This is a genomic window from Acinetobacter sp. Ac8 (assembly GCF_055392545.1).
Map to the genome: position 1 here is coordinate 4722570 of NZ_AP043689.1, position 23258 is coordinate 4745827.

Genomic DNA, 23258 nt, shown 5'->3' on the forward strand with positions numbered 1-23258 from the left:
GCCTAGGTTCAACAGACCGAGAAGTTGTTTAAATTTATTGAAATGATTGTTTTAATTTACAGATTAATGACCACAGGGCTTATCGCTTGGCTGATACACAATTTGATCTGTGTATTTGAAGCATGGTCAATTTCACCTGTCAGCATATTTTTGGTCGAACCACTCACTTTGGTACAAGTACAGGTATTACAAATCCCCATACGACAACCATGAGTTGGCTTTAATCCCGCTTGTTCAGCACTTTCGAGTAGGTTTGATTTCGCAGCAAACTCTTGTTGTGAGCGTAAAAAAACAATCGGTTGTGCTTCTAGGCTTTCATCTACCGCAATCTGGAAATACTCTTGTTTCAAACGATCTGTGATATTCAAATCATGAAAAATTTGATTGATGCTTTGCATCATTGCACGTGCACCACACGCATAGCTTTGACGCTGTTGGAAATCAGGAACCAAACTTTCCAATAACTCGACAGTTAAATGCTGCTTTTGTTGAGCGGTGTGAATATAGTGATAATTTAACAATGCGTGTTGCTGATAAAGCTGCTCTAGATCTGTATGAAAAGCCTCATCACGACTAAAATAAATTAAATCAATTGGACGATTTGAATCTTTAAGTGCTTCAAGCAATAAAGAGTGGATTGCGGTAATTCCACTGCCTGACGCAATCAATAACAATGGTGACGCGTCTTGAGCTAAAACAAAATCACCCTGAGCTTGTGACAGTTCAACAATGCGACCAAAAGCCATTTGGCTCAGTGCATTGGAGACTTTACCCTGCTGTTTTACAGCAATGATCATATCGCCATTATTCAAAAATTTAACCACAGAATAACTACGTTGTTGACGCACACCCGCAATTTCAACAGTTACAAGAACAGATTGTCCTGCTTTAAACTGTTGATGCTTAAAATTACGATTTGGACGTAATTGAATTTGATAAAAATCAGGGCTTAATGCACGAGTTTTAATAATCGTGGCTTTTACCTTTTTCCAAGCCCAAACAGGATTGATTTTTTCAGCGATAAAATCGACAAAATCCTCACGAACCCATTCTGGCTGATAATGCATATAGCTACTCATGTGACGTTCCTCTTTGTGCTTGCTATTTATTGAGTGAACAAACGTTCTTTTAGTGAACATATGTACACTATAATCATTTTTTAAATTCAGTCAACACCTGTACACTGACATTCGTCGTTTAATTTGTTTTTATTTTTGATAGACTCATCACAACAAAAATCTTTGGATACCAGAATGTCGATACGCGATGAACGAAAACAGCAAAGCCGTCAGGCTTTACTTGATGCTGCTTTAACCTTAAGCACATCGGGTCGTTCATTTTCGAGTATCAGTTTGCGAGAAGTTGCCCGTGAAGTTGGTTTGGTTCCGACAGCGTTTTATCGCCATTTCCAAGATATGGATGAGTTGGGCAAAGAGCTGGTGGATCAAGTTGCGCTTTATTTAAAGAATGTCCTACATCAATTAGGCAAAGGCCTAGCGCATCCTGAAGCGAAAACCAAAACCAGCATGGCGCTGTTTTTTGAGGCTGTAGACAGCAGTTCGCAACAATGGATTTTTATGATCGCGGAACGTTGGGGTGGTTCAGAAGTTGTGCGTAAAGCCATCGCCCGTGAAATTGACTTCCTAAACGATGACCTTGCCAACGCGTTAAAGAAGTTTGAAGTTATCGCAAATTTTCATGATGAAAATGATTTAAAAGTGATCACCAATATTTTGATTAATTTATCTTTTACTTGGGCAATGTCATGGATCAACTTATCTCGACAATACTCAGGCATAGAACTTGAGTTGCAAAAAATGGTGCTTAAAAAGCAATCGGTAACGCAAATCCGCTTAATTTTTAAAGGCATCGAAAATTGGGACCGAGATAAAGCTTAATTTATCTCCCAAACTCGCCTCTATATCATCAGCAATAAAAAAACCCGCAATTCAATTGCGGGTTTTAAAAACAGCAAAGCTTATTTGGCTTTACGTTCTTTATTGATCAGATAGTCAACAACTTGCGTCACTTTACCATCTTCACCTTGAACCACATATTTACCATTTACCACAACAGCAGGCACCCCTGAAAGCTGGTACTGTTGTGCCAATTGATTTGATTCAGCAATTTTTGCAGTGATCGCAAAAGAACTATACATACTGTTAAATTTCGCCTCAGGCACACCGTACTGAGTAAAGAATTTAGCAAAAGCATCTTTTTGTAGAACTTGCTGATTACCTGCATGATTGGTATGGAATAAAGGCAAATGCGTACGTTTACGTACACCCAATGCTTCACTCACATAATATGCACGAGCACCTTGTTCCCATAATGGATTCATTGCTGCAGGTGTACGGATAAAGTTAACATCTTTAGGGATCTTCTTTAACCACGCTTGCATATGCGGTTCTAATGTAAAGCAGTGAGGGCATCCATACCAAAAAAACTCACGTACTTCAATTTTACCCGGAACTGAAACTTTTCCTGGGTTTTGCACCACGGTATAATCTTTACCTGCAACAAAATCGGCAGCCATGGCATTTACAGAAAATGCCATCACCATGGCAGTCATGCCACCTAAAATAAATTTTTTCATTGACTTTATTGTCCTCGTAGTCATCTCGTATAGCTTATGCATTCACTATAAAACAAATATGGGAAAATCGTTTTCCTTCTGTGAAGTTTTTTACACGATTCATCGCTTTTTCTGGATTTATGGTTACACTAGGGTCTGTTGATATTTCATAAATAGACGAAGTGTTAACAAACACTAGCATAACTGAACTTAATTTTTGATTAAAACAATTTACTTAGAGGTGCCCGGCATGTCGCAACTTAATGTTGATCCACAGGAAATTGCTAAATTTGAAGCACTTGCTGCTTTATGGTGGGATCAACACTCTGAGTTCAGACCTTTACATCAAATCAATCCACTGCGTTTAAATTGGGTTGATGAACATGCCAATGGTCTTACAGGCAAAAAAATTCTTGATGTGGGCTGTGGTGGCGGGATTTTGGCTGAAAGTATGGCACGTCGTGGTGCCGATGTTTTAGGTATCGACATGGGTGCAGCACCATTGAATGTGGCTCGCTTACACGCTGAACAGGAAAATGTTCAAAATATTGAATATCGCCAAGTTCCTGTGGAACAACTCGCAGAAGAACAAGCAGGACAATACGATATTGTTACATGCATGGAAATGTTGGAACACGTTCCTGACCCAGCATCTATCATCCAAGCGTGTCAAAAGTTAGTTAAACCAAATGGTCATGTGTTTTTCTCAACAATTAACCGTAATCCTAAGTCTTATTTATTCGCAATTATTGGTGCGGAATATGTATTACGTTTATTGAAAAAAGGCACCCATGATTATCATAAATTTATTAAACCGTCTGAACTTGCAGATGACATTCGTAACTCAGGCTTAAAACTTAAAGATATGACGGGCTTACACTATAACCCACTCACAAAGCATTACTGGCTTGCGCCCAATGTTGGTGTGAATTACATGGTTTATACTGTGAATGAAGGTGTTTGATGCAAGCTGTTCTTTTTGATTTAGATGGGACACTGATTGATACGGCTGCGGATTTTATCCGTATTATTCAAAATATGTGTCGAGAAGAAGGACGCGCAGTGGTTGATGCGGATTTGGTCCGTACTCAGGTGTCTGAGGGCGCACGTGCAATGGTAAAACTGGTTTATCCTGAACTTGAAGTGGATGATCCAGTCTTTTTAGCGCATCGCCAACGCTTTTTAGATCAGTATGGTGATGACATTGCTGTAGACACAGATCTGTTTGCGGGTATGTATCCACTTTTGGCAGAGTTAGAAAGCCAACAGATCCCTTGGGGGATTGTGACCAATAAACCACGTTGGTTAAGTGAATCATTATTGAACGCATTGAACCTCACACAACGTTGCGCTGTTCTGGTCTGCCCTGAAGATGTCGCTCAGACCAAACCTGATCCTGAGCCGATGTATCTGGCGGCAAAGCAAATTGAGATTGCACCTGAACAATGTATCTATGTGGGTGATCATCCGCGCGATATTGATGCAGGACGTAATGCGCAAATGTATACAATCCTCGCAGCATATGGTTATTTACCATTACAGTACAAAGATAATTTAAATGCTTGGCAAGCTGACTGTATCGTAGAGAATGTCGATGAATTACATCAAGTTATTCGAAAACTTGTGAATAGTTAAAGCCCAAGAAAATCATTCAACTTACCCAACAACATGATAAATAACACTGAAACATCTTGAATATGATGTTTCAATGTTTTTATATAGAAGATAGCGCTGTTGGCACTTCGACTTGCTTTACGAGAAGCAGTACTTTTCTAACAAGGCAAAGTAAGACATATAAAATTTAATCATTCTAAATGATGAGAAACATTGTTTAATCGGGTAACGACATTGCGTCTAAAGCCTAAATGACATCATAACAACTATAGGAGGTCTCCCATGAAGTATTCAGAATATCAACCTCGCCCAGATTTATTGAAGGATAAAATTATCCTCATTACGGGTGCGGGAGACGGTATTGGACGTGCAGCTGCGCTCAGCTACGCCTTACACGGCGCAACAGTCGTGTTACATGGCCGCACGCTCAATAAACTTGAAGTCATTTATGATGAAATTGAATCACTTGGTGCCCCGCAACCTGCCATTCTTCCTTTGCAGCTTTCTACTGCCTCTTCACGTGACTATGAACTGCTCGTCGATACTCTAGAGCAACAATTTGGCCGCTTAGATGGTATTTTGCATAATGCCGGAATCTTAGGCGAGCGTGTTGAGTTGGCACATTATCCAGAAGAAGTCTGGGATGATGTTATGGCGGTGAATTTACGTGCACCCTTTGTGCTCACCCAAGAATTACTGCCTTTACTGGAAAAATCTGAAAATGCATCAGTCGTTTTCGCCAGCTCTGGTGTAGGACGCGAAGCACGTGCGCAATGGGGCGCCTACTCAGTTTCAAAAATTGCGATTGAAGCGGTTAGTAAAATATTTGCCAAAGAAAATACTTATCCAAATATCCGTTATAACTGTATCAACCCAGGTGGGACCCGTACCGCTATGCGTGCCAAAGCCTATCCTGATGAGGATCCAAAGGTTTTACCATCACCTGAAGCCATCATGCCTGCTTATCTCTACCTCATGGGAGATGATAGTCTTGCATTGAATGGTGAGAGTATCGACGCACAAGATTAGGGTCTGTTGACATTTCTCTTTCTCCACGCTTTTCGAAGTGTGGAGAAAATCATAAGAGATTCTGTCATTTAAAATATTAATCACAGAGTCAAAATAAAAATTTAATAAAAGCCCACATCAAAATCGTTTTATCCAATAAAAACTATAACTTTATTCAGTTTCTTAAATAATAACGCTTCCTCTATAGTATTACTCAAGTTAAGCAGATCAATTTGAGGCGTTTTTTTATGAAAGATTTAAAACATAAAGTAGAGATGATTCGTTCTATCGAACAATTACAGCTCCCAAATCAGTTTATTGAGGCCTTAGATGATGCCCATCAAGCTAAAGAGATGATCAAAGCAATCAATTGTTTAAAGCAGATGAATCAGCAGTGGTATTAATCATTCAGGCTCAATTTATAGCGGGGTCATCTCTCTAAGCCTGCATACAAGTTTATTTTCATAAATATTTACATTTTTTAGTTACATATTCCGCTTAAAAAAATTTGCTGCGATGCATTACAGCTCAAAGCTTTGCAATAACTCTTTTCACTTTTACAGAAATATGTTTTTATTATGTCTGTCATTTTAAATGAAAAACTGAACTTTCTTCACAGTTTCTCTGCAATTTAGCAGTACAGTAGTGAGGTCAAAATAAACATATTGAATAAGCGAGGACGATTATGAAAAAGATTTTAGCGATCATCGCCATCTCTTTATCAACGCTGTTGACGGCTCAGATCAGCAGTGCAGGTCCTCATTTTGACAATGACAATGGTTTTGATCGTGGCAAAAGCGAACGTGGAGATCGTGGACGCAATCATCGTGATCGTGGTAATGATGATGACAACATTCAAGAACAACGTCGTGAACGTGAAGAACGTGGTGTAAAACGTTTGCAACAGCACAAATGGCAAATGGGTTATGTAATGCCACAACATTATCGTGGTAATAGTTACAAAGTTGATTATAAAGATGAAAATCTTCCAAAGCCTTCACGTAATCAACAATGGTATAAGATCAACAATGACTATATCTTGGTCGACTCAGACAATAATAATATTGTGAATATCCGAGGGATGTAGTTTTTAAATATTTTGGTTTCATAGGCTCAAACACCTTTTTGTTTGAGCTTTTTTTTGTCTAAATTTCATCATTCCAATCTGTTTTTAAAAAATTCCATAAATCTCCATAAAATTGACAATTAGATGATATTTCTCCATTTTTTATCTTAACTTAAAGTGTAATTTGAATAATCGGATAAAGCATCCGTCTGAAAAGGTCGATTCAAATGAGAAAAGTTCTAAGCGCAATCACACTATCACTCAGTGCCTTAGTTGCTACTTCAGCAATGGCTGACTGGGATCATGGTCAAAATCATCGCCCTGTTGCATCACATGAAAAATTTGAATGGCGAGAAGGTGTAATTTTACCTGATCGTTATCATGACAATCGCTATTATGTGAATGATTATCGTATATACAAAAACCTGCATCAACCGGCTAAATTTGAACGCTGGTATAAAGTAGATGGTCGTTATGTACTGGTTAATGAACGCAACCACCATATTATCCGTGTGATTCGATAATATCCAAACTACGATATTTACAGCCCAAATTCTTTTTTGGGCTTTTTTATTTATGAAAAGAAAAACCTCAATGGGTCTCTTCATCAAGTCTTCATACATTTCACAATTCACCTAAATCTTGCTCACCGTTTATCTCAAATTATTGAGTAATTTAATTACATCAAAGGACAAAAGTTCAATTCAGGTGAATCAAATGAAAAATATCTTAACGACACTGGCTTTATCGATGAGTGCGCTGATTGCAACGTCTGCGATGGCTGCACCGCATGATTATCATCGAAATGATCACAATCGCTATCAACAAAGCCATTGGGATCATAAACATGACAATCGTTGGAATAACAACAACCATTATGACAACCGAGTAAATTCGAGTCAGCGCTGGCGCTCAGGGCAATACTTCCCGACTCAATTCAATTCTTCGCGTTATCATGTCAATTATAAAAACTACCGCCAGTTACCTAAACCTGGAAGATATCAGCAATGGTATAAAGTAAATGGTGATTATGTGCTGGTAAATGAGCGAAATAATCGTATTATTCGTGTGATTGGTTAATGTCGATATTTTAACTTTTAAACCCAACTCAGCTTGGGTTTTTTCATATTTTGAGAATATGATTAAAATCTAATTGATTGGGCAAATAAATAAACTACATACTTTCATTTATATCTCCATAGTTTCTCTATATTTTACGATTAGATTTAATCTGAACTGGTTAATTATTGAATTAGCTAAAAAGGCAAATATCCTCAGTAAATTGTTCAAAATTAAAAGATTAGATTATGTCATTTCAATGAACAGTAATCCTTAAAATATTTGGTTTTTAACTCAATAATCTAATCTGAATCGCAACACTCATATGACCCTTTTGCACTCGTCCTCCCACGTTCGAGTGCTTTTTTTATTGATTAGGGTCTGTTGACATTTCATAAATGGCTTGCGTTGTAGAATAAAATTGAGCAGGCAAGGCAGGAAACGAAGGGAATAGCGAGACTATTTTCGAGTTTCATAACGCAGACTGAGATAATTTTAGCTACAACCTTTCAGGACTAGCGTGTTTTTTTGCCGCTACTTCGTTACGATCTACTCATTTAGAATGACTAAATTTCGTATTTCGTGCCTCGTATCACCTAAAAAACCGCATAGTCGCAAACATAGACGAATTGTCAGCAGACCCTATTATTCTTGCACTATTTTTGTTTAGAATCGCTGTATCGCAATCATCAATACTGAGATAGGCATGCAAACCGACAGTTTAGAAACAATACAAAGCACAACGCAAGAATACGTGCATTGGTTTCGTCACTCTGCACCCTATATCAATGCCCATCGTGGTAAAACTTTTGTATTGATGTTTGGTGGTGAAGCTGTTGAACATGAAAATTTTCAGCATATTATTCATGATATTGCGCTACTGCATTCATTGGGCATACGACTCATTTTAGTCCACGGCGCTCGCCCGCAAATTACGGCCAACTTGCTTCACAATAAAATTCAAAGCCCGATCCATATCAATCGTCGTGTCACCACACGTGAATCGCTGCCTTGTGTTATGAGTGCCGTTGGTTCGATTCGTCTACAAATCGAAGCATTATTGTCTATGGGGCTTGCCAATTCACCCATGTTTGGCGCACGCATTGATGTGGTCTCAGGTAATTTTGTCACAGCAAAGCCGTATGGCATTCGTGATGGTGTCGATTTCCAACTCACTGGCGAAGTCCGCACGATTGATACTGAAGCCATTCAAGGCCATTTAGGCAATCAAAATATTGTGTTACTTGGCCCTACAGGGTATTCCACCACGGGTGAAGTATTTAACTTACTTGCAGAAGAAGTTGCGACAAAAACGGCCATTCATATCAAAGCCGATAAATTGATTTTTTTAGGCAATCAACAAGGCTTAATGGATGAATATGGGCAATTGAGACGTGAAATTACCCCGCAACAACTCGATAAGCATATTGAAAAATACCAAGATTCAAATTTTGAAATCGCTTTGCATTTGCACAATGCAAAAGAAGCCTCACTAAAAGGCGTAAATCGCGTTCATCTGCTTTCCTATAGCGATGATGGTGCATTGATTAAAGAGCTCTTCACCCGTGATGGACATGGCACCATGATCACCGATGCCCATTATGAAGAAGTTCGTATGGCAAATATTGGTGATGTTGGCGGTTTGATTAATCTATTACGCCCTTTGGAAGATGAAGGTATTTTAGTCTATCGCTCACGCGAACGTTTAGAAAATGAAATCGAAAAGTTTGCCGTCATTGAACGAGATGGAACAATTCTCGCCTGTGCTGCACTCTACCCGATTCCATCAACAGACAATGAAGTGCAATCGGCCGAAATTGCTTGTGTAGCCGTACACCCAAGCTATCGCAAATCTAATCGTGGTAGCCAAATTTTGCATTTCCTAGAAGAAAATGCACGTCAATTGGGTATTCAACAACTGTTTGTATTAACCACGCGAACCGCACACTGGTTCTTAGAGCATGGATTTGAACTGGCCAATGTTGATGATTTACCCGAAGCGCGACAAGCGCTGTATAACTATCAACGTAATTCGATGGTGTTTAAAAAATCAATTGCTTAAAATTGATGAATTTTTTATTCTCAATCAATTATCACTTTTGCTGCTAAGCTTATCGCTATAGATTCCATCAAGCAGAATATTTTCTTATTCTTGAGGGTGGAATCTATATATGGCGATTGAATAATACAAATAACATCATAATTTTCAAATTCTTATAACATTATATTTTTATAGAATATCCACTTTATATTTCTCATTTATAGCTAAGCTTAGCAGTTAATTATTTATCTGTTTTTTTCATTAGCAATCACTAAAAACTTATTTTTTTGAAAATACAAAGCCTTTTAAGCTGACGCTCATGCCTTTTTCTGACTTTATAGGAGCATCGTGACTCATGGCGAGCTTGTTTCAACCTTCGTGGAAAAAAATCACCCTTATAAGTGCTAGCCTTGCCACCATCATGATGCTTACTGGATGCTCTAAACCACAAGAAACCACAACCTTAAATATCGGTTTTCAAAAATATGGGGTCTTGCCCATTATCAAAGCACGTGGCGACTTAGATAAAGCCTTAAAGGAAAAAGGGGTAAATGTGAAATGGGTTGAATTCCCTGCTGGTCCTCAACTGCTAGAAGGTTTAAATGTCGGTAGTGTCGCCTTTGGTGAATCTGGGGAAGCACCGCCTATTTTCGCCCAAGCTGCAAACTCAAATCTGGTCTATGTTGCCAATCAACCTGCTGCACCTTTGGCTGAAGCCTTAATTGTGCCGAAAGATTCAGCCATTCAATCAGTCCAAGATTTAAAAGGTAAGCGTGTAGTTTTGAATAAAGGTTCAAATGTACATTATCTTTTACTCAAAGTTTTAGAAGCAAATCATTTAAAACTTGATGATATTCAAGTGGTCTACCTACCACCAGCTGATGCACGTGCTGCCTTTGAAAAAGGTGCTGTAGATGCTTGGGTCATTTGGGATCCGTTCTTTGCTGCTGCTGAAAAACAACTCAATGCCAAAGTCATTGCGACAGGTCAAAACTTGGTCAACAACCACCAATTCTATTTGGCTGATCGTAAGTTTGCTGAACAACATCCTGATGTTTTAAAAATTGTGGTCAATGAACTGAATACGACAACGCAGTGGGTGTCTCAACATCAAACCGATGCGGCAAAACTCTTAGAAAAACCGACAGGCTTACCACTTGATATTTTGAATACCTCAATTTCTCGTATGGGTTTTGGTGTGACTCCAATTTCTAACGATGTGGTAAAGAAACAGCAAGCTGTCGCAGATGCTTTTTATCAACAAAAACTTATTCCCAATAAAATCAACATTCAAGCAGCTGTTTTAGCGAACTAATTTCGCCAACAGCGCCGTTAAAGAGGACATCAATATGACCCAGCAAATCGCACAACAAAACACAGCATCAAGGTTCAATGCAACGACTCATGCCATGACCACGATGTTGATCTGTAGCGCAATGCTGGGTTCAGCCTCTGTATGGGCAATCGATCCAACGGTAAAAGAATTACGTATTGGCTTTCAAAAAAGTTCTATTAATTTTGCAATCGCCAAACAACAAAAGTTGTATGAGAAAGAATTCCCAAATGCCAAAATCACTTGGAATGAATTCCCAGCGGGCCCTCAAATTTTAGAAGCTCTTGCTGTAGGTTCTCTGGATGTTGGTGTCACTGGCGATACCCCACCAGTATATGCCCAAGCCGCGAATAAACCGCTGTACTACATTGCCTATGAAGCAGCCAAGCCGTTGGCTTCGGCAATTTTAGTGCCTAAAGATTCAAAAATCACCAAACTGAATGAGTTGAAAGGTAAACGTATTGCGTTGCAGAAAGGCTCAAGTGCGCATTATTTATTGGTACAAGCTGTACGTAAAGCTGGTTTGCAATGGTCAGATATTCAACCGATTTGGTTAACCCCTGCTGATGCTCGTGCTGCATTTCAAAAAGGTGCTGTCGACGCTTGGGCGATTTGGGACCCATTCTTTGCTTCTGCTCAAGTCGAAGATCAGGCGCGTATCCTCGCTTCAGGGCAAGGTTTAAGTCCGAATTATACCTTCTATTTGGCATCGCCAGATTTTGTAAAGAAATATCCTCAAGCAGTTAAAGGCATTATCCAGCAAATTAATACTGCTGATAAATGGGTACAAGCCAATCGTGTCGCAACAGCGCAAACCATCGGGCAAAGCACTGGTTTAAAACCGAAAGTTAGTCAAACTTTTATTGAGCGACGCCCAAGACCTTCTGGTGCAGCACCGCTTTCAGCAAAAGTAATTGCAGATCAGCAACAGCTGGCCAATCGTTTTAGCGAACTCAAAATTATTCCAAACAGCATTGATATCAAACAAGCCGTTTGGACGGCGAAATAATATTTTTCTAAGGATGAATGAAATGAAAATCTTCTGGTTTATTCCTACTCACGGTGACAGTCGTTATTTAGGTACAAGCAAAGGCGCTCGCCAAGTTGACCATGCTTATATGAAACAAATTGCTGTAGCTGTGGATAATTTGGGCTATGAAGGTGTACTCATTCCCACGGGACGTTCATGTGAAGATCCATGGATTACTGCTGCGAGCCTGATTGATGCGACTAAAAATTTAAAATTCTTGGTTGCGTTACGTCCAGGCGTAACAACACCAGCGCTTGCAGCACGTATGGCTGCAACTTTTGATCGTCTATCCAATGGTCGAGTTTTACTCAACCTCGTTACAGGTGGTGATGAGCAAGAATTGAAAGGTGATGGTGTATACGAAGACCACGCTTCACGTTATAAAACAGCAGCTGAATACACCACGATTTGGCGTGAAATTTTAAAACGTTCACATACCGGTGAATCATTTACCTTCCATGGCGAACGTTTAAGTGTAGACGATGCCAAACTGCTTTATCCTCCGATTCAAGCACCTTACCCACCACTCTGGTTTGGGGGCTCTTCTGAAGATGCGATTGAATTGGCTGCTGAGCAAGTTGATACCTATTTGACTTGGGGCGAACCACCTGCTGCGGTCAAAGAAAAAATTGCAGTAGTGAAAGCGAAAGCCGATGCTAAAGGTCGTCAACTTAATTATGGTATTCGTTTACATGTCATTGTTCGTGAGACCAATGAACAAGCATGGCAAGCCGCCAATGAACTGATCCAATATGTAGATGATGCGACGATCGCCGCTGCACAGAAAAAATTTAAACAAATGGATTCCGTCGGTCAGCGCCGTATGGCTGAACTACATAATGGTGATCGTAGTAAGCTTGAAGTATCACCAAATCTTTGGGCAGGAGTTGGACTCGTTCGTGGTGGTGCAGGTACTGCTTTGGTTGGTGATCCACAGACTGTTGCAGATCGTATCCAAGAATATGCTGATTTAGGCATCAATACCTTTATTTTCTCAGGCTACCCACATTTAGAAGAATCCATTCGCTTTGCTGAACTGGTATTCCCATTACTGCCGTTGGAAACACGCAAGAAACTCACGCAACCTAATTTGACTGGACCATTTGGCGAAATCGTTGCCAATAACTACACCCCTGAAGAAAATAAAAAACCATTACAGGAGCCTGCATGAATGCCTTAATTAACAATGCTGCTCCAGCCAAAAGCACTGCCGTTTCACGTGGAACGAAACAAATTGGGCAGCGTTTGCTGCCTTGGATTGTGCCGATTTTACTGATTGTCATTTGGCAAATTGCGTCTAAAACAGGATTGCTTGAAAGCCGTGTTTTACCTGCACCGACAGCGGTAGTCTCTGCATTTTGGACACTTTTGGTCAGCGGTGAGCTTTGGCAGCACGTCAAAGTCAGTGCTGGTCGTGCGCTACTTGGCCTCTTAGTCGGTGGTGGACTTGGCTTATTTTTGGGACTACTCAATGGTTCATCAAAAGTTGCATCCAACTTATTGGATACCACCTTGCAAATGATCCGAAATATTCCAGCATTGGCGCTGATTCCATTGGTTATTTTATGGTTTGGAATTGATGAGTCTGCAAAACTCTTTTTAGTGGCTGTCGGTGTGTTTTTCCCGATCTACATCAATACCTATCATGGGATTCGTTCAGTTGATCCTCAATTGATTGAAATGGGAAAAAGCTATGGGTTAAGCAGTTGGCAATTGTATAAAGACATTATTTTACCGGGCGCAATGCCTTCAATTTTAGTGGGTTTACGCTTTTCACTGGGGTTGGTTTGGGTACTGCTGATTGTGGCAGAAACAATTTCCGCACAATCTGGAATTGGTTATATGACCATGAATGCGCGTGAGTTTTTACAAACAGATATCGTGCTAGTGGGTATCTTGCTGTATGCCCTTTTAGGCAAACTTGCCGATGTATTTGCACAATTTTTAGAAAAATACCTATTGCGTTGGCACGCAGGTTATCAAAAATAGGAGTCTAATATGACCGATTTAAGCATTAGCCAATATGCCAATGACTTGGTGGCACCAACCGAGATTGTTGAAGAACAACAAGCAAAAATTGGTGCAGAAATTTCGATCGAACAACTGCATAAATATTATGGCGAAGTTAAAGTTCTTGAGGACTTAGATTTAAACATTGAAGCGGGTGAATTCGTTGCAATTGTGGGACGTAGTGGTTGTGGTAAAAGTACCCTACTGCGTTTAATTGCCGATTTAGAACAACCCAGTTATGGTGAAATCAAATTTAAATCTTTATTAAATTTCCGTGAAGGGATCATTGCAGATGATATTCGGGTGATGTTCCAAGATCCACGCTTATTGCCATGGAAAAGTATCCTAAAAAATGTGCAATTGGGTCTAGCCAAAAACCAATTTTCTAAAGCTGAGCAATTATTAGAAAAGGTCGGATTAAAGGAGAAATCTCGACTTTGGCCATCACAGCTTTCTGGTGGACAACGTCAACGAACGGCGCTTGCTCGTGCTTTGTCACATACACCGCGGGTCTTATTACTGGATGAACCTTTAGGTGCTTTAGATGCATTGACGCGACTAGAAATGCAGAATTTAATTGAAAAGTTATGGTTAGAACAAGGCTTTACCACCATTCTGGTTACCCATGATGTTAATGAAGCAGTTCAACTCGCAGATCGTATTATTCTTTTGGATAAAGGACATATTGCACAACAGTTTCAAGTCGATTTACCACGTCCACGTCAAAAAGGTGTGGCATTTGCAGAACTTGAACAACAGGTACTCAGTGCTGTGCTTGCGACATGAACAGCAACAAAAGACCCTTTTGTTGGTAACGCAAGGTATTGTCGAGCAGAATATTTTTGTCTTTACATATTTACCTTGCGGAACCATGTTGCTGATCTTGAATAATTAAATCGAATATTTTGTCGTTTTGATCGGATAGAAAATGTTCGCTGTCACAAATATGTTTAAGTTTTCAACTGTTTCTATTGATTAAAAATGAGCTGGGTATTTTAAAGCAAGTCAGTTTTCTTAAATGAAAATTAAATCATGCTATTTAAGATTATCTAATTTTTAAATTAACTCAAAAATTAACCTTATACTAAAAAATGTCACAAAATTTAAATATTAAGTCATAACTGACAGAATTTTAAAATAAGATTTGCTCCAGTTTAGTGCAAAATTAGATAATAGGGATCTACGATCGACTTAATAATAAAACTTCATCATTATTTATCAGAAATATACCAAAATAATGCTGCTTTCTGTGCACAAATCAAACATTTTACCGTACAATTTAATAATCAGTTTTTCGATTAAAGATGCGATGGAACAAAAAAAGAGTGCTCAAAAACGCCAGCAGCTGCTCAATGCTGCACTTGACGTATTTTCTGTCTATGGTTTCAACGGCGCAAGTCTAGATGAAATCGCTCAATTAGCAGATATGCATAAATCCAATATTTTCTACTACTATGAAAATAAAGAAGCCTTATATGTTGAAGTGCTAACGACAGTTATGCAGAAATGGTTAGCACCGTTGCAGTCGCTTGAGTCAGAATTGGAACCGACAGAAGCTTTGTCACATTACATCATGACCAAAATTGAAATCTCTAGAACTCAGCCTAAAGCTTCAAAACTTTTCGCGTTAGAAGTGATTCAAGGCGCACCACATATTTTACCGATCCTCAAAGGCCCGCTTAAAAAGCTCTTTAAACGCAAAGCTAAAGTGATTTTAAACTGGCAGGCGCAAGGTAAAATATCAGATCAAATCGATGCCGAATTGCTGATTATTAATATTTGGGCATTGACTCAAAATTATGCAGACTTTAGTACTCAAATTGAAATGGTGACTGGTAAAACTTTGCGTAATAAAAGTATGTGTCAACGCGCAATTGAACATACAATCCATATGACTTTATATGGTGTGTTACCGCGCAATTAATCATCCAATATACTTATTGGTTATTTTGGCAAACGGCCATAGAGTTCTATGGTCGCCAAGACTCAATTTTAAACTTTATATAATACTCAAACAAACTAAGTCTTTAATAAATAGACTGATATAGTTTTAACAACTTTTGTGCACCCAATAATAAATTATCTTCCCAATCTAAATGTGCGGTGTCATTTGCACCATCTGTAATGTATTTAATCGAAACTAAACGCACATCTAATTTTTTACAGACTTTAGCCAGTGCATAGCCTTCCATATCGACCAAGTTACAGCTCACTTTGGGTTGTCCTGTTTCAAAACTATCCCCTGTACCACAAACACCCTGCGCTAAATGTCGAAAATACGATTCTAAATGAATTTCGCGTGGAAACTGCTCATCCATTGGCGTAACGCCCACATCAAAACCGAGTGGGGAAACATCCATATCACGTTGCACAAAGGTTTTTACCTCAATCAACTCATGGGCATCAAAGAAAGAACTTCCTGCACTACCTAAATTCAGTATGATTTTACAGCCGGTTTTTTGAATAACATCGAATGCCGTATAGGCTGCATTAATCTTGCCAATCCCGCTATAATGGACAGTGATACCTGCTTGTTCAAATAACCCTTTAGATTCATTGGGTAAAGCCATAATCAGTGCAATGTCGTCTTTCATATCGATTCAGAATTAAAATTTTACTTATTAGAATGGAAATTCAAATCCTGATCAATCTTATTGTTAACTCAAAATTTTAAAATCATATACAAATCACTACTGTACCTATGACCTTGATTGCGCATAATGTTTTAATAGAAAAAATAGAGATGAAAATAAATGAATATCCAAATCATCGTGGGCAGTATTCGAGAAGGTCGTGTTGCCATTAAAGTCGCAGAATGGTTGCTTAAAGAAATCCAAAAACTCGACTTTAGTACCCTCAATGTTGAAATTGTAGATTTAAAAGAATGGGATTTACCTTTCTTTGCCGGGAAAAATTCACCCGCCTCAGGAATCTATGATCAGCCCAAACAGCAAGAATGGGCGAAAAAAATTGCTTCTGGAGATGCGTTTATTTTCATTACCCCAGAATACAATCACGGCTATAGTCCTGTACTGAAAAATGCCATCGACTTCGTTTATAAAGAATGGCAAAGCAAACCTTCGGCTTTTGTCAGTTATGGCGGTACCAACGGTTCACGTTCAATTGATCAAATCAAACAAGTCTGTGCTTTTATTGGCATGATTGACTCTAATGCAGTCATTGAACTGCGAGATATTGGGCAACGTGGTAAGAGTGAAACCTTTGAGGGAAATGAGTTTGATAATAAAGCAGTCAAGTCTGTGGTAAACAAACTCATCCAATATGCCAATGTCTAAAATCACATTGTACGCTTTAGCTTACATCACTTGCATGCATTGACGGCTAGGGAATTTGAAGCAAATCCCCTATTCTATAGTCATAGGGAACAGGAAGTTTCCCAGACATAAAACAATAATAATCGGTCTGTACATCAGGAAGTGAGGTAGAACAGGAGTTTACCTAGCGAACCAATACGAAAAAGCCCCGTCAGGATGATGGGGCTTTTTTTATACGCTGAACTATTTAATTTTGCCCGACGGTTAATGACTGGTCACCAATACATTTACATCCGCAAGATAAAGGTGAATTATGCTGTGCAGCGGGCTTTCCCATCACCAACATATGATTATCACCAGCAACAATGCTGGCGACACATTTATGCTTGGGACAAGTCGCCTTATCGCCTACACATGCAATCGCTTTACCATCAATCAGAAAAGAAGACTGTGCAGAAATAATTTTTCCACCACCTGTCGTGGGTGACCCTAACGTGATATATGGAAGTGCCATAGTGCCTACCTTTTATTGTTTTGTTATGGAATAAAAATTTATAAAACATCGAACTCAATACGGCGGTTCTTTTTACGCCCATCTTCAGTTGCATTATCAGCAACCGGTTTGGTTGAACCCAGACCAGCTGTGCTTAAACGAGTCGGTGCAATGCCTTTCGTAGTTAAATACTGCTTCACCGCTTCAGCACGTTGCAAACTCAAATCCTGATTCTTCTGTGGATTACCTTGGCTGTCAGTATGTCCCACAATTTTAACATTTTTACCTTGGACTTTATTTAATGCAACCACCATCTCGTCTAAGATTTGTGTACCTGTTGCGGTAAGTACAGCTTTGCCAGATTCAAACTCAATAATTCGATTTTTTAGGGCATTATCAATCACAGATTGCTCAGCAGCATTCACTGAAATTTGAGAATTAAATCGATAAGGTGGCTGAACTAAAGATTGGAATAAACTGGTGGTTGGCTGAATATCAGTTTGCACACCCATTTTTCCAACCAATTCAACTTGTGTGCCTCGTACAGAGAGTTTACCTTGGCTAATCTTCTTTAAATCTGGAGTAATCACACGTGTAACCGAATCACTCCAGCCATTTGGTGCGGATACGGCTCGAATTTGGATTTTATCAACAACTTGATCATCGCCATAAACCGCTTTTAATTTCGCCAAGATTGCTTGTTTGGTCATGTCATTCGGCACAGCACCTTCAACCACAATCGGTGCAGCAAACACATTGAATGAACAAAATAAGCTAGAAATAAGCGCAAATTTTTTCAATATTTTGACTTGTTTATTTTTCATATCATTATTCATCTATAAATGTTTGTCTAAAAATTTTCATGCCTTGAACCAGACTCAATTGACGTTCGCATAAAGACTGTTCAAGTGCTGCTAGACCTGCATTCTGTTCCAAATAGGCATCAATCCATAGCGGTTTGACCAAAGATACCCAATGATCATTTTGCATATTTTGAGTGAAAATATTACTTAAAGCCGTGATATCTGCCCCTTGGAATCCAAATAATAAAATTGGAGACTCTTGGTGAAGAATACCAATTAAGATCTCTGTATTACTTTTTTCTAAAAAACGTCCGATTAAGTTGACCCAAAATGCGGCAATTTCATAGCAATAATTATGATTATTAATCGGTAAAATAAGCACCTTAGATAACTTACTGGTACCGTGTTTAAGCACAGGCTGTAGTAATAAGCCCAAACCCAACATACTTTGCGCCAATTCATACGGCGTGATCTTCATCATTTGTGCAAATGAATGCATGGTATGATTTTCAAAAAAGTCCTGCGTTTTTAATTCAGGCAAGACCTGTATTTCATGATCAATTTCACCCAGCTTATTGATCAATACTTCAGGATCACGAATGGTTCGGATGCTTCGATTTTTTTGAAATAAATCAATCAATACCGGTTTATATTTAAACGGCGCATAGAGTAAGTTTTGAAAGGGGTGATCAACTTCTAATAACTGGCTTAAAACCATTGGAAATTGACGACCAGAACTGTCTTCACTGGTCACCATATTTGCCGCAAGAAACATTCTTTCCTTAGGGTTTGCGATAAAGAAGTCTAAAGGTGCTAATGATTCATAAGCTTGATTAAAATTTTCTTCTCGCATTGCAAGCTCTAAAGCTTCCGTAATCCATTGATCAATCACTTGAATCAATGAATATTGCCCTTTTGTTTTCAGAAAATCACCACGTGCGGGACATTTTCCATAATACAACGGTGTAGACTTTATCGTTTGCATACTTTAATCCCTCGCATCAAATCGTTCCCTTGAATCATTGAGCCACTCCTTTTCCAGCAGCATTTGCCACATTGCCAGCAGGTGCCGCAGTTGGGCTTGCTGGTGCAGTTGTCTGAGGCTTAGGTGCAGCTGCTGTCGGTGCAGTCGCACCGCCAAATGGTGAAGCCGCTGGTGAGTTTGCACTTACGGTAACAGGCGCTGCCTGTGCTGCAACAACCAATGGTGCTTTAGGGCTTGTGACTCGATCAACCAGTTTTAATCCAACATAGCCACGATTAGAACCAATTGGATTTGAAGCATTACCACTAATTAAACGGAATTGAAGTTTCACAAACAAATCACTGTTTTGTTTGCTTGCCCATGTCATTTCAAAGCTTCCATTCAATGACTTACGTTGTGCACTATCAATTAGTTTATTGATGCCGTATTCACCCGGCTCATCAAATATAGTATGGGTTTGCCCATCTAAATCGATTGCCGTAATCCGTGCTCCCGGTATTGCACCAGGATTTGGCCACATGAAGTTAACCCATTGTTGGATGCCATTTTCATAAACCAAACGCTGCCCATCAATATCAATGGTATAGGACAATAATTTAGTGTTAGGGATCGGATAGAATTGGAAATTTGACTGATTGGCTGCAACTGGAGCACCACCTGCTGCTCCCGCAGAAGCACCATTGATTGGGGTGGTATATTGCTCAAAATTCATCACGAATTCAGGATTTAAACCAATACCCATGTTTTTCCAAGTCTTCGATGACAACGTATAACCACGACGAATAACAAATGGATCAAGGGTTTCTTTTACAAATTTAGAAATGCTGCCGTTATCACCAAAAATTTGACTAATTTCACTACTGGTCGCTTGAATCGTTCCAGATGAGTTAAATGGCACTTTTTGCGAAAGTGTTTGGCTAAACGGTTGGAAAGCCTGCAAGGTCCAAAGTTTATTAATTTCGTCCTGTGCTGGGGTCAACAAACTGTCAAAAGATTGTGTTAATGGACTCACTAACAGTTTTTGAACCATTTGCTGATCCAACTCACCCAAACCAACCGTCAATTTTTCATCGACGACTTTTTGAGTGGTGTTGAAAACTGAACTTTGATCATTAATGGTCAGTTTCGCTAAGGCCAAAGCACTTGGACCAAAGTCACCTGCACTGCGTAGATCATTCAACTTACTTCTGACTTGCGCCATATTCTGTAAATAATCATCCAGCAGTGATTTGTTCTGTAAATCATCACGTTTACGGACCAATTGGTAGAATACTTGGAATTGTTGAGAAATCTGCCCTTGTGCTTGATTGGATGCACGTTGGATATCATCCGTTTTACCCTGACCTAAAACTTTACGCTTAAACCAAGCAATAAAGCCAGTTTGTGGTGCGGCAAGCTCAGCTTGAACGACTGGATTATCCCAACTGGTTTCTTTTGCAACACGGTCAATATAGGTACGGATTGGAGAGTTTTGTGGCTCACCCAACACATCCATGACCTTGGCTTGCTGAACAAAATCAGTGCCTTTTGCATAGTGAGTAGCATTAATAAACTTCTTCCATTCAGCAATATATTCTTGCTTATACAACTGGGTTAACTGTTTACGAATTTGGTCAGGGCTACCACTAAAAGTTAAATCATCGGACTGGGTACTATTCAACACCCAATCTTTGGTATCTGTTGGCTTATTCGCAGCTTCTTCAATTGCTTTATCGACATATTCATCCCATGCTTTTTGGGTAAATATACCAGGCAATGCATAACCACCGAGCATGACATTACGATTGGTTTCACCAACAATTTGTGCCACCGTCACCGCAGGGAATCGAACAGCCGCACGCATTTTAATTTCATTATAAACGCGATCTCGAGCAGGCATTCCACGTACAACAGAGAGCAACACTTGACGAGTTTGATCGACCAATTGTGCATCAGACTCTAACACTGGAAATTTCTTATCATTGGCTAAAGTCATTGAGTAGCTTAATATTTTTTCAGCTTTTTGAATCATTTCGCCACGTGGCATTTGCCCACGATTGGTGTCTAACCATGAACGCCAGAAACGTGTGACTTGGTCACTTAAATGGCTCGCATCCATATATTGTGGATTACTCATCATCAAATAGGCTTTTAACGCATTGTAGGCATCTTGTGGATTGGTATCAGAAGGTTCTGATGCAATCTGTGTTGAAGACGCTTGTTTAATTTCTACATTGACATGATTTTGTTTAAGCGTCTGCTCATTGCCTTTTACACGTTGTAGATATTGCGCAATGTTTTGCTGACTCGGCGCTAAAACAATCTGTTTCACCCCTTTTAAGTATTCTGCTTTTAATTTTTCTTTTAAGTCATTGCCTTGATATAGACCAAACGAAAACTTCAACGGGCGATGCTGATCAAAATCATCCAATTGCTCTAAACGTTGTTGCAAAATCAGTAATGCATCGATTTGGGTTGAAAGCTCTTGACCTGAAGTTTGCTCCATTTGCACAACTTTATTTAAATCGGCCTGAACATCTGCGATCAATTGTTGGTTATTACGATAAGACCATACCCATAGACCCAAAATGATGGAAACACCCAATAATGATGCAATAAACGCCAAATAACGTTTACGTTTTGTGGTCGGGTTAATATGTTGTTTGACTAAGTTTTTATCTTTGAGAATGACTTCTGAAAATAGCCCTTTTAAGAAATAGCCATGATTCTGAGAAATTGAATTTTGTGGAATACCATGTTCGCTGTTGGGGATTTTAGTCAGCTGAAAATCATCAACAATCTGTTCAGTCATCGGGCTTTCTATCACGCCCTCTTGTAAAGCACTGGTAAAGTAAAAGCCACGGAAGACCGGTTTAAATTGATACGGATTTTCTTCAAATAAAGTACCAATAAACGTTTTTAATACAGGTTTTAAGGTCTTAAATTCAAGAGGGAAAGTCATCACACTTGGCGAAATATTTTGCGCATGACGGCGACTTAAATGGGTGGTACTTACCCCTTTTAATCCATCATATAAAATATTGTAGTGCTTCTCGAAATGTTCTACGGCATTCTGTGATGATTCAGAGTCATACGGTAAGGTCGCGCCCCACACTTGATCAAACTCAGCAGATTCATAACATTCAAAAAATTCAGTGAATCCTGCAATCAAATCCATTTTAGAAAAGACCAAATAAACAGGTGCAAAAATTTCTAAACGTTCAGTTAAGTCTTGAATACGCGCTCTTAAACTTTTCGCCAATTTGATCGATTTTTCAGGGCTTTGACTGACCAACTCAGCCACACTAACAATCACAATTAAGCCATTGATCGGTGCTTTAGAACGGTTCTTTTTCAGAATATTTAAAAAGCCTAACCATTCTGAATGGTCTTCAGAATATACAGAGTATCGACCAGCTGTATCCAGCAAGACCCCTTCTGTTGAGAAAAACCAATCGCAGTTTCGGGTACCACTAAGTCCTGAAGACACCACTTTTTGATGGGTCTCTTCAAAGGGAAATTTTAGTCCAGAATGATAAATTGCCGAGCTTTTTCCCGCAGCAGGGTTACCAATCACCATATACCAAGGCAACTCATAGAGTGCCGCATTACCACTTTTATCACCCAATTTAGACTTACGAATCAATTGGATCGAATCTTTCATCTGCTGATTGATCAGATTTAATTCTTCTTTATCTTTTTGTTTTCCATATTCAGCAGTGGTGTCTTGTTGAATCGCTTCAGCCAATGCTTCACCTTGTTCTGCATGTTTACGGCGCTGGATCAACCAATAGATGCCGTAAATCACCAATCCAAGAATGTAAGCTGCAACCATCATAAAGAAGTACTGACGCGGCACTACACTATATGAAGAAACGATCGCCACCAGAATCGAAAGCGCAATCACCAGTTTCGGGTTTGTGATGTACTGCCATGCATAGCTTAAAATTGTTTGTATCATTTTCTCTATTTCTTTCTAAATTTATC

22 protein-coding genes and 2 pseudogenes are annotated in these 23258 nt (G+C 39.3%); 16 read left to right on the plus strand and 8 right to left on the minus strand.

All coding sequences use genetic code 11. The features are described from left to right. Nucleotides 1-56: 56 nt before the first annotated feature. Nucleotides 57-1079, minus strand: a complete 1023-nt coding sequence (locus tag ACZ5QH_RS22395) for a ferredoxin reductase (protein WP_303577566.1) — start codon at nucleotides 1077-1079, stop codon at nucleotides 57-59. Between the two features lie 174 nt (nucleotides 1080-1253). Between ACZ5QH_RS22395 and ACZ5QH_RS22400 the strand changes: the two genes are divergently transcribed. Next, on the plus strand, nucleotides 1254-1898 hold the full coding sequence (locus ACZ5QH_RS22400; protein ID WP_004723531.1) for a TetR family transcriptional regulator: 645 nt from the start codon (nucleotides 1254-1256) through the stop codon (nucleotides 1896-1898). A gap of 80 nt (nucleotides 1899-1978) precedes the next feature. Here the strand turns inward: ACZ5QH_RS22400 and ACZ5QH_RS22405 are convergent, their stop codons facing one another. Next, nucleotides 1979-2596: a thiol:disulfide interchange protein DsbA/DsbL gene (locus ACZ5QH_RS22405; RefSeq protein WP_004723532.1), complete on the minus strand. Its 618-nt coding sequence runs from the start codon at nucleotides 2594-2596 to the stop codon at nucleotides 1979-1981. Nucleotides 2597-2825: 229 nt separating this feature from the next. Here ACZ5QH_RS22405 and ubiG point away from each other — a divergent pair, with 229 nt between their 5' ends. The 14 genes from ubiG (at nucleotide 2826) to ACZ5QH_RS22475 (ending at nucleotide 15660) form a co-directional block, all read left to right on the plus strand. After that, complete coding sequence (gene ubiG / locus ACZ5QH_RS22410) at nucleotides 2826-3539, plus strand: bifunctional 2-polyprenyl-6-hydroxyphenol methylase/3-demethylubiquinol 3-O-methyltransferase UbiG (RefSeq protein WP_303577565.1); 714 nt, start codon at nucleotides 2826-2828, stop codon at nucleotides 3537-3539. Continuing rightward, nucleotides 3536-4210: an HAD family hydrolase gene (locus ACZ5QH_RS22415; RefSeq protein ID WP_303577564.1), complete on the plus strand. Its 675-nt coding sequence runs from the start codon at nucleotides 3536-3538 to the stop codon at nucleotides 4208-4210. Before ubiG ends, ACZ5QH_RS22415 begins: the two co-directional genes overlap by 4 nt. 261 nt (nucleotides 4211-4471) lie before the next feature. Then, nucleotides 4472-5218: a YciK family oxidoreductase gene (locus tag ACZ5QH_RS22420; RefSeq protein ID WP_004723535.1), complete on the plus strand. Its 747-nt coding sequence runs from the start codon at nucleotides 4472-4474 to the stop codon at nucleotides 5216-5218. A gap of 227 nt (nucleotides 5219-5445) precedes the next feature. Next, the gene (locus tag ACZ5QH_RS22425) at nucleotides 5446-5601 is read left to right on the plus strand and encodes a hypothetical protein (RefSeq protein WP_262087380.1); all 156 of its coding nucleotides are present in this window, start codon (nucleotides 5446-5448) and stop codon (nucleotides 5599-5601) included. A 281-nt stretch (nucleotides 5602-5882) separates the two neighbouring features. Then, nucleotides 5883-6284 carry an RcnB family protein gene (locus ACZ5QH_RS22430; RefSeq protein WP_004723537.1) on the plus strand — a complete coding sequence of 134 codons (402 nt, stop codon included), beginning with the start codon at nucleotides 5883-5885 and terminating at the stop codon, nucleotides 6282-6284. 206 nt (nucleotides 6285-6490) lie between these two features. Next, nucleotides 6491-6787 carry an RcnB family protein gene (locus tag ACZ5QH_RS22435; RefSeq protein ID WP_303577562.1) on the plus strand — a complete coding sequence of 99 codons (297 nt, stop codon included), beginning with the start codon at nucleotides 6491-6493 and terminating at the stop codon, nucleotides 6785-6787. Between the two features lie 193 nt (nucleotides 6788-6980). After that, nucleotides 6981-7343, plus strand: coding sequence for an RcnB family protein (locus ACZ5QH_RS22440; RefSeq protein ID WP_105714171.1), 363 nt, complete (start codon nucleotides 6981-6983; stop codon nucleotides 7341-7343). A gap of 685 nt (nucleotides 7344-8028) precedes the next feature. Continuing rightward, nucleotides 8029-9384: an amino-acid N-acetyltransferase gene (argA, locus tag ACZ5QH_RS22445; protein ID WP_034618293.1), complete on the plus strand. Its 1356-nt coding sequence runs from the start codon at nucleotides 8029-8031 to the stop codon at nucleotides 9382-9384. 334 nt (nucleotides 9385-9718) lie between these two features. Further along, nucleotides 9719-10678 carry a sulfonate ABC transporter substrate-binding protein gene (locus tag ACZ5QH_RS22450; protein WP_105714170.1) on the plus strand — a complete coding sequence of 320 codons (960 nt, stop codon included), beginning with the start codon at nucleotides 9719-9721 and terminating at the stop codon, nucleotides 10676-10678. Nucleotides 10679-10772: 94 nt separating this feature from the next. Beyond that, a complete protein-coding gene (locus ACZ5QH_RS22455; RefSeq protein ID WP_239046739.1) occupies nucleotides 10773-11705 on the plus strand; it encodes a sulfonate ABC transporter substrate-binding protein in 933 nt (310 codons plus the stop codon). Nucleotides 11706-11727: 22 nt separating this feature from the next. Beyond that, nucleotides 11728-12897 (plus strand): FMNH2-dependent alkanesulfonate monooxygenase, encoded by a 1170-nt coding sequence (ssuD, locus tag ACZ5QH_RS22460; RefSeq protein ID WP_004723543.1) that lies wholly within the window; start codon nucleotides 11728-11730, stop codon nucleotides 12895-12897. Further along, nucleotides 12894-13715 carry an aliphatic sulfonate ABC transporter permease SsuC gene (gene ssuC, locus ACZ5QH_RS22465; protein ID WP_303577561.1) on the plus strand — a complete coding sequence of 274 codons (822 nt, stop codon included), beginning with the start codon at nucleotides 12894-12896 and terminating at the stop codon, nucleotides 13713-13715. The genes ssuD and ssuC overlap by 4 nt, the downstream gene beginning before the upstream one ends. 9 nt (nucleotides 13716-13724) lie before the next feature. Next, on the plus strand, nucleotides 13725-14522 hold the full coding sequence (locus ACZ5QH_RS22470; RefSeq protein WP_303577560.1) for an ABC transporter ATP-binding protein: 798 nt from the start codon (nucleotides 13725-13727) through the stop codon (nucleotides 14520-14522). Between the two features lie 523 nt (nucleotides 14523-15045). Further along, on the plus strand, nucleotides 15046-15660 hold the full coding sequence (locus ACZ5QH_RS22475; RefSeq protein ID WP_016539535.1) for a TetR/AcrR family transcriptional regulator: 615 nt from the start codon (nucleotides 15046-15048) through the stop codon (nucleotides 15658-15660). Nucleotides 15661-15763: 103 nt separating this feature from the next. Here the strand turns inward: ACZ5QH_RS22475 and ACZ5QH_RS22480 are convergent, their stop codons facing one another. Next, nucleotides 15764-16330, minus strand: a complete 567-nt coding sequence (locus ACZ5QH_RS22480) for a 5'-methylthioadenosine/S-adenosylhomocysteine nucleosidase family protein (protein ID WP_034617213.1) — start codon at nucleotides 16328-16330, stop codon at nucleotides 15764-15766. Nucleotides 16331-16489: 159 nt separating this feature from the next. Here ACZ5QH_RS22480 and ACZ5QH_RS22485 point away from each other — a divergent pair, with 159 nt between their 5' ends. After that, complete coding sequence (locus ACZ5QH_RS22485; RefSeq protein ID WP_034617210.1) at nucleotides 16490-17032, plus strand: NADPH-dependent FMN reductase; 543 nt, start codon at nucleotides 16490-16492, stop codon at nucleotides 17030-17032. Nucleotides 17033-17258: 226 nt separating this feature from the next. On the opposite strand, the gene ACZ5QH_RS22490 is transcribed toward ACZ5QH_RS22485, so the two are convergent. From ACZ5QH_RS22490 to tssM, 5 genes and pseudogenes are all read right to left on the minus strand, one after another. Continuing rightward, the gene (locus ACZ5QH_RS22490) at nucleotides 17259-17525 is read right to left on the minus strand and encodes a PAAR domain-containing protein (protein WP_004723549.1); all 267 of its coding nucleotides are present in this window, start codon (nucleotides 17523-17525) and stop codon (nucleotides 17259-17261) included. A 38-nt stretch (nucleotides 17526-17563) separates the two neighbouring features. After that, nucleotides 17564-18214, minus strand: a complete 651-nt coding sequence (locus ACZ5QH_RS22495) for an OmpA family protein (RefSeq protein WP_434087049.1) — start codon at nucleotides 18212-18214, stop codon at nucleotides 17564-17566. A gap of 118 nt (nucleotides 18215-18332) precedes the next feature. Further along, nucleotides 18333-18824 (minus strand): annotated as a pseudogene (locus tag ACZ5QH_RS22500) (type VI secretion system-associated protein TagF); the annotation flags it as partial. Nucleotides 18825-18895: 71 nt separating this feature from the next. Continuing rightward, nucleotides 18896-19292: pseudogene (gene tagF / locus ACZ5QH_RS22505) on the minus strand (type VI secretion system-associated protein TagF); the annotation flags it as partial. Between the two features lie 34 nt (nucleotides 19293-19326). Beyond that, the gene (gene tssM / locus ACZ5QH_RS22510) at nucleotides 19327-23232 is read right to left on the minus strand and encodes a type VI secretion system membrane subunit TssM (RefSeq protein ID WP_419761939.1); all 3906 of its coding nucleotides are present in this window, start codon (nucleotides 23230-23232) and stop codon (nucleotides 19327-19329) included. Nucleotides 23233-23258: the final 26 nt, after the last annotated feature.

Bases quoted from the DNA above. Each gene is read 5' to 3' on its own strand.
- ACZ5QH_RS22395 (WP_303577566.1), bottom strand. From the start codon at position 1,079: ATGAGTAGCTATATGCATTATCAGCCAGAATGGGTTCGTGAGGATTTT.
- ACZ5QH_RS22400 (WP_004723531.1), top strand. From the start codon at position 1,254: ATGTCGATACGCGATGAACGAAAACAGCAAAGCCGTCAGGCTTTACTT.
- ACZ5QH_RS22405 (WP_004723532.1), bottom strand. From the start codon at position 2,596: ATGAAAAAATTTATTTTAGGTGGCATGACTGCCATGGTGATGGCATTT.
- ubiG (WP_303577565.1), top strand. From the start codon at position 2,826: ATGTCGCAACTTAATGTTGATCCACAGGAAATTGCTAAATTTGAAGCA.
- ACZ5QH_RS22420 (WP_004723535.1), top strand. From the start codon at position 4,472: ATGAAGTATTCAGAATATCAACCTCGCCCAGATTTATTGAAGGATAAA.
- ACZ5QH_RS22425 (WP_262087380.1), top strand. From the start codon at position 5,446: ATGAAAGATTTAAAACATAAAGTAGAGATGATTCGTTCTATCGAACAA.
- ACZ5QH_RS22430 (WP_004723537.1), top strand. From the start codon at position 5,883: ATGAAAAAGATTTTAGCGATCATCGCCATCTCTTTATCAACGCTGTTG.
- ACZ5QH_RS22435 (WP_303577562.1), top strand. From the start codon at position 6,491: ATGAGAAAAGTTCTAAGCGCAATCACACTATCACTCAGTGCCTTAGTT.
- ACZ5QH_RS22440 (WP_105714171.1), top strand. From the start codon at position 6,981: ATGAAAAATATCTTAACGACACTGGCTTTATCGATGAGTGCGCTGATT.
- argA (WP_034618293.1), top strand. From the start codon at position 8,029: ATGCAAACCGACAGTTTAGAAACAATACAAAGCACAACGCAAGAATAC.
- ACZ5QH_RS22450 (WP_105714170.1), top strand. From the start codon at position 9,719: ATGGCGAGCTTGTTTCAACCTTCGTGGAAAAAAATCACCCTTATAAGT.
- ACZ5QH_RS22455 (WP_239046739.1), top strand. From the start codon at position 10,773: ATGACCACGATGTTGATCTGTAGCGCAATGCTGGGTTCAGCCTCTGTA.
- ssuD (WP_004723543.1), top strand. From the start codon at position 11,728: ATGAAAATCTTCTGGTTTATTCCTACTCACGGTGACAGTCGTTATTTA.
- ssuC (WP_303577561.1), top strand. From the start codon at position 12,894: ATGAATGCCTTAATTAACAATGCTGCTCCAGCCAAAAGCACTGCCGTT.
- ACZ5QH_RS22470 (WP_303577560.1), top strand. From the start codon at position 13,725: ATGACCGATTTAAGCATTAGCCAATATGCCAATGACTTGGTGGCACCA.
- ACZ5QH_RS22475 (WP_016539535.1), top strand. From the start codon at position 15,046: ATGGAACAAAAAAAGAGTGCTCAAAAACGCCAGCAGCTGCTCAATGCT.
- ACZ5QH_RS22480 (WP_034617213.1), bottom strand. From the start codon at position 16,330: ATGAAAGACGACATTGCACTGATTATGGCTTTACCCAATGAATCTAAA.
- ACZ5QH_RS22485 (WP_034617210.1), top strand. From the start codon at position 16,490: ATGAATATCCAAATCATCGTGGGCAGTATTCGAGAAGGTCGTGTTGCC.
- ACZ5QH_RS22490 (WP_004723549.1), bottom strand. From the start codon at position 17,525: ATGGCACTTCCATATATCACGTTAGGGTCACCCACGACAGGTGGTGGA.
- ACZ5QH_RS22495 (WP_434087049.1), bottom strand. From the start codon at position 18,214: ATGACCAAACAAGCAATCTTGGCGAAATTAAAAGCGGTTTATGGCGAT.
- tssM (WP_419761939.1), bottom strand. From the start codon at position 23,232: ATGATACAAACAATTTTAAGCTATGCATGGCAGTACATCACAAACCCG.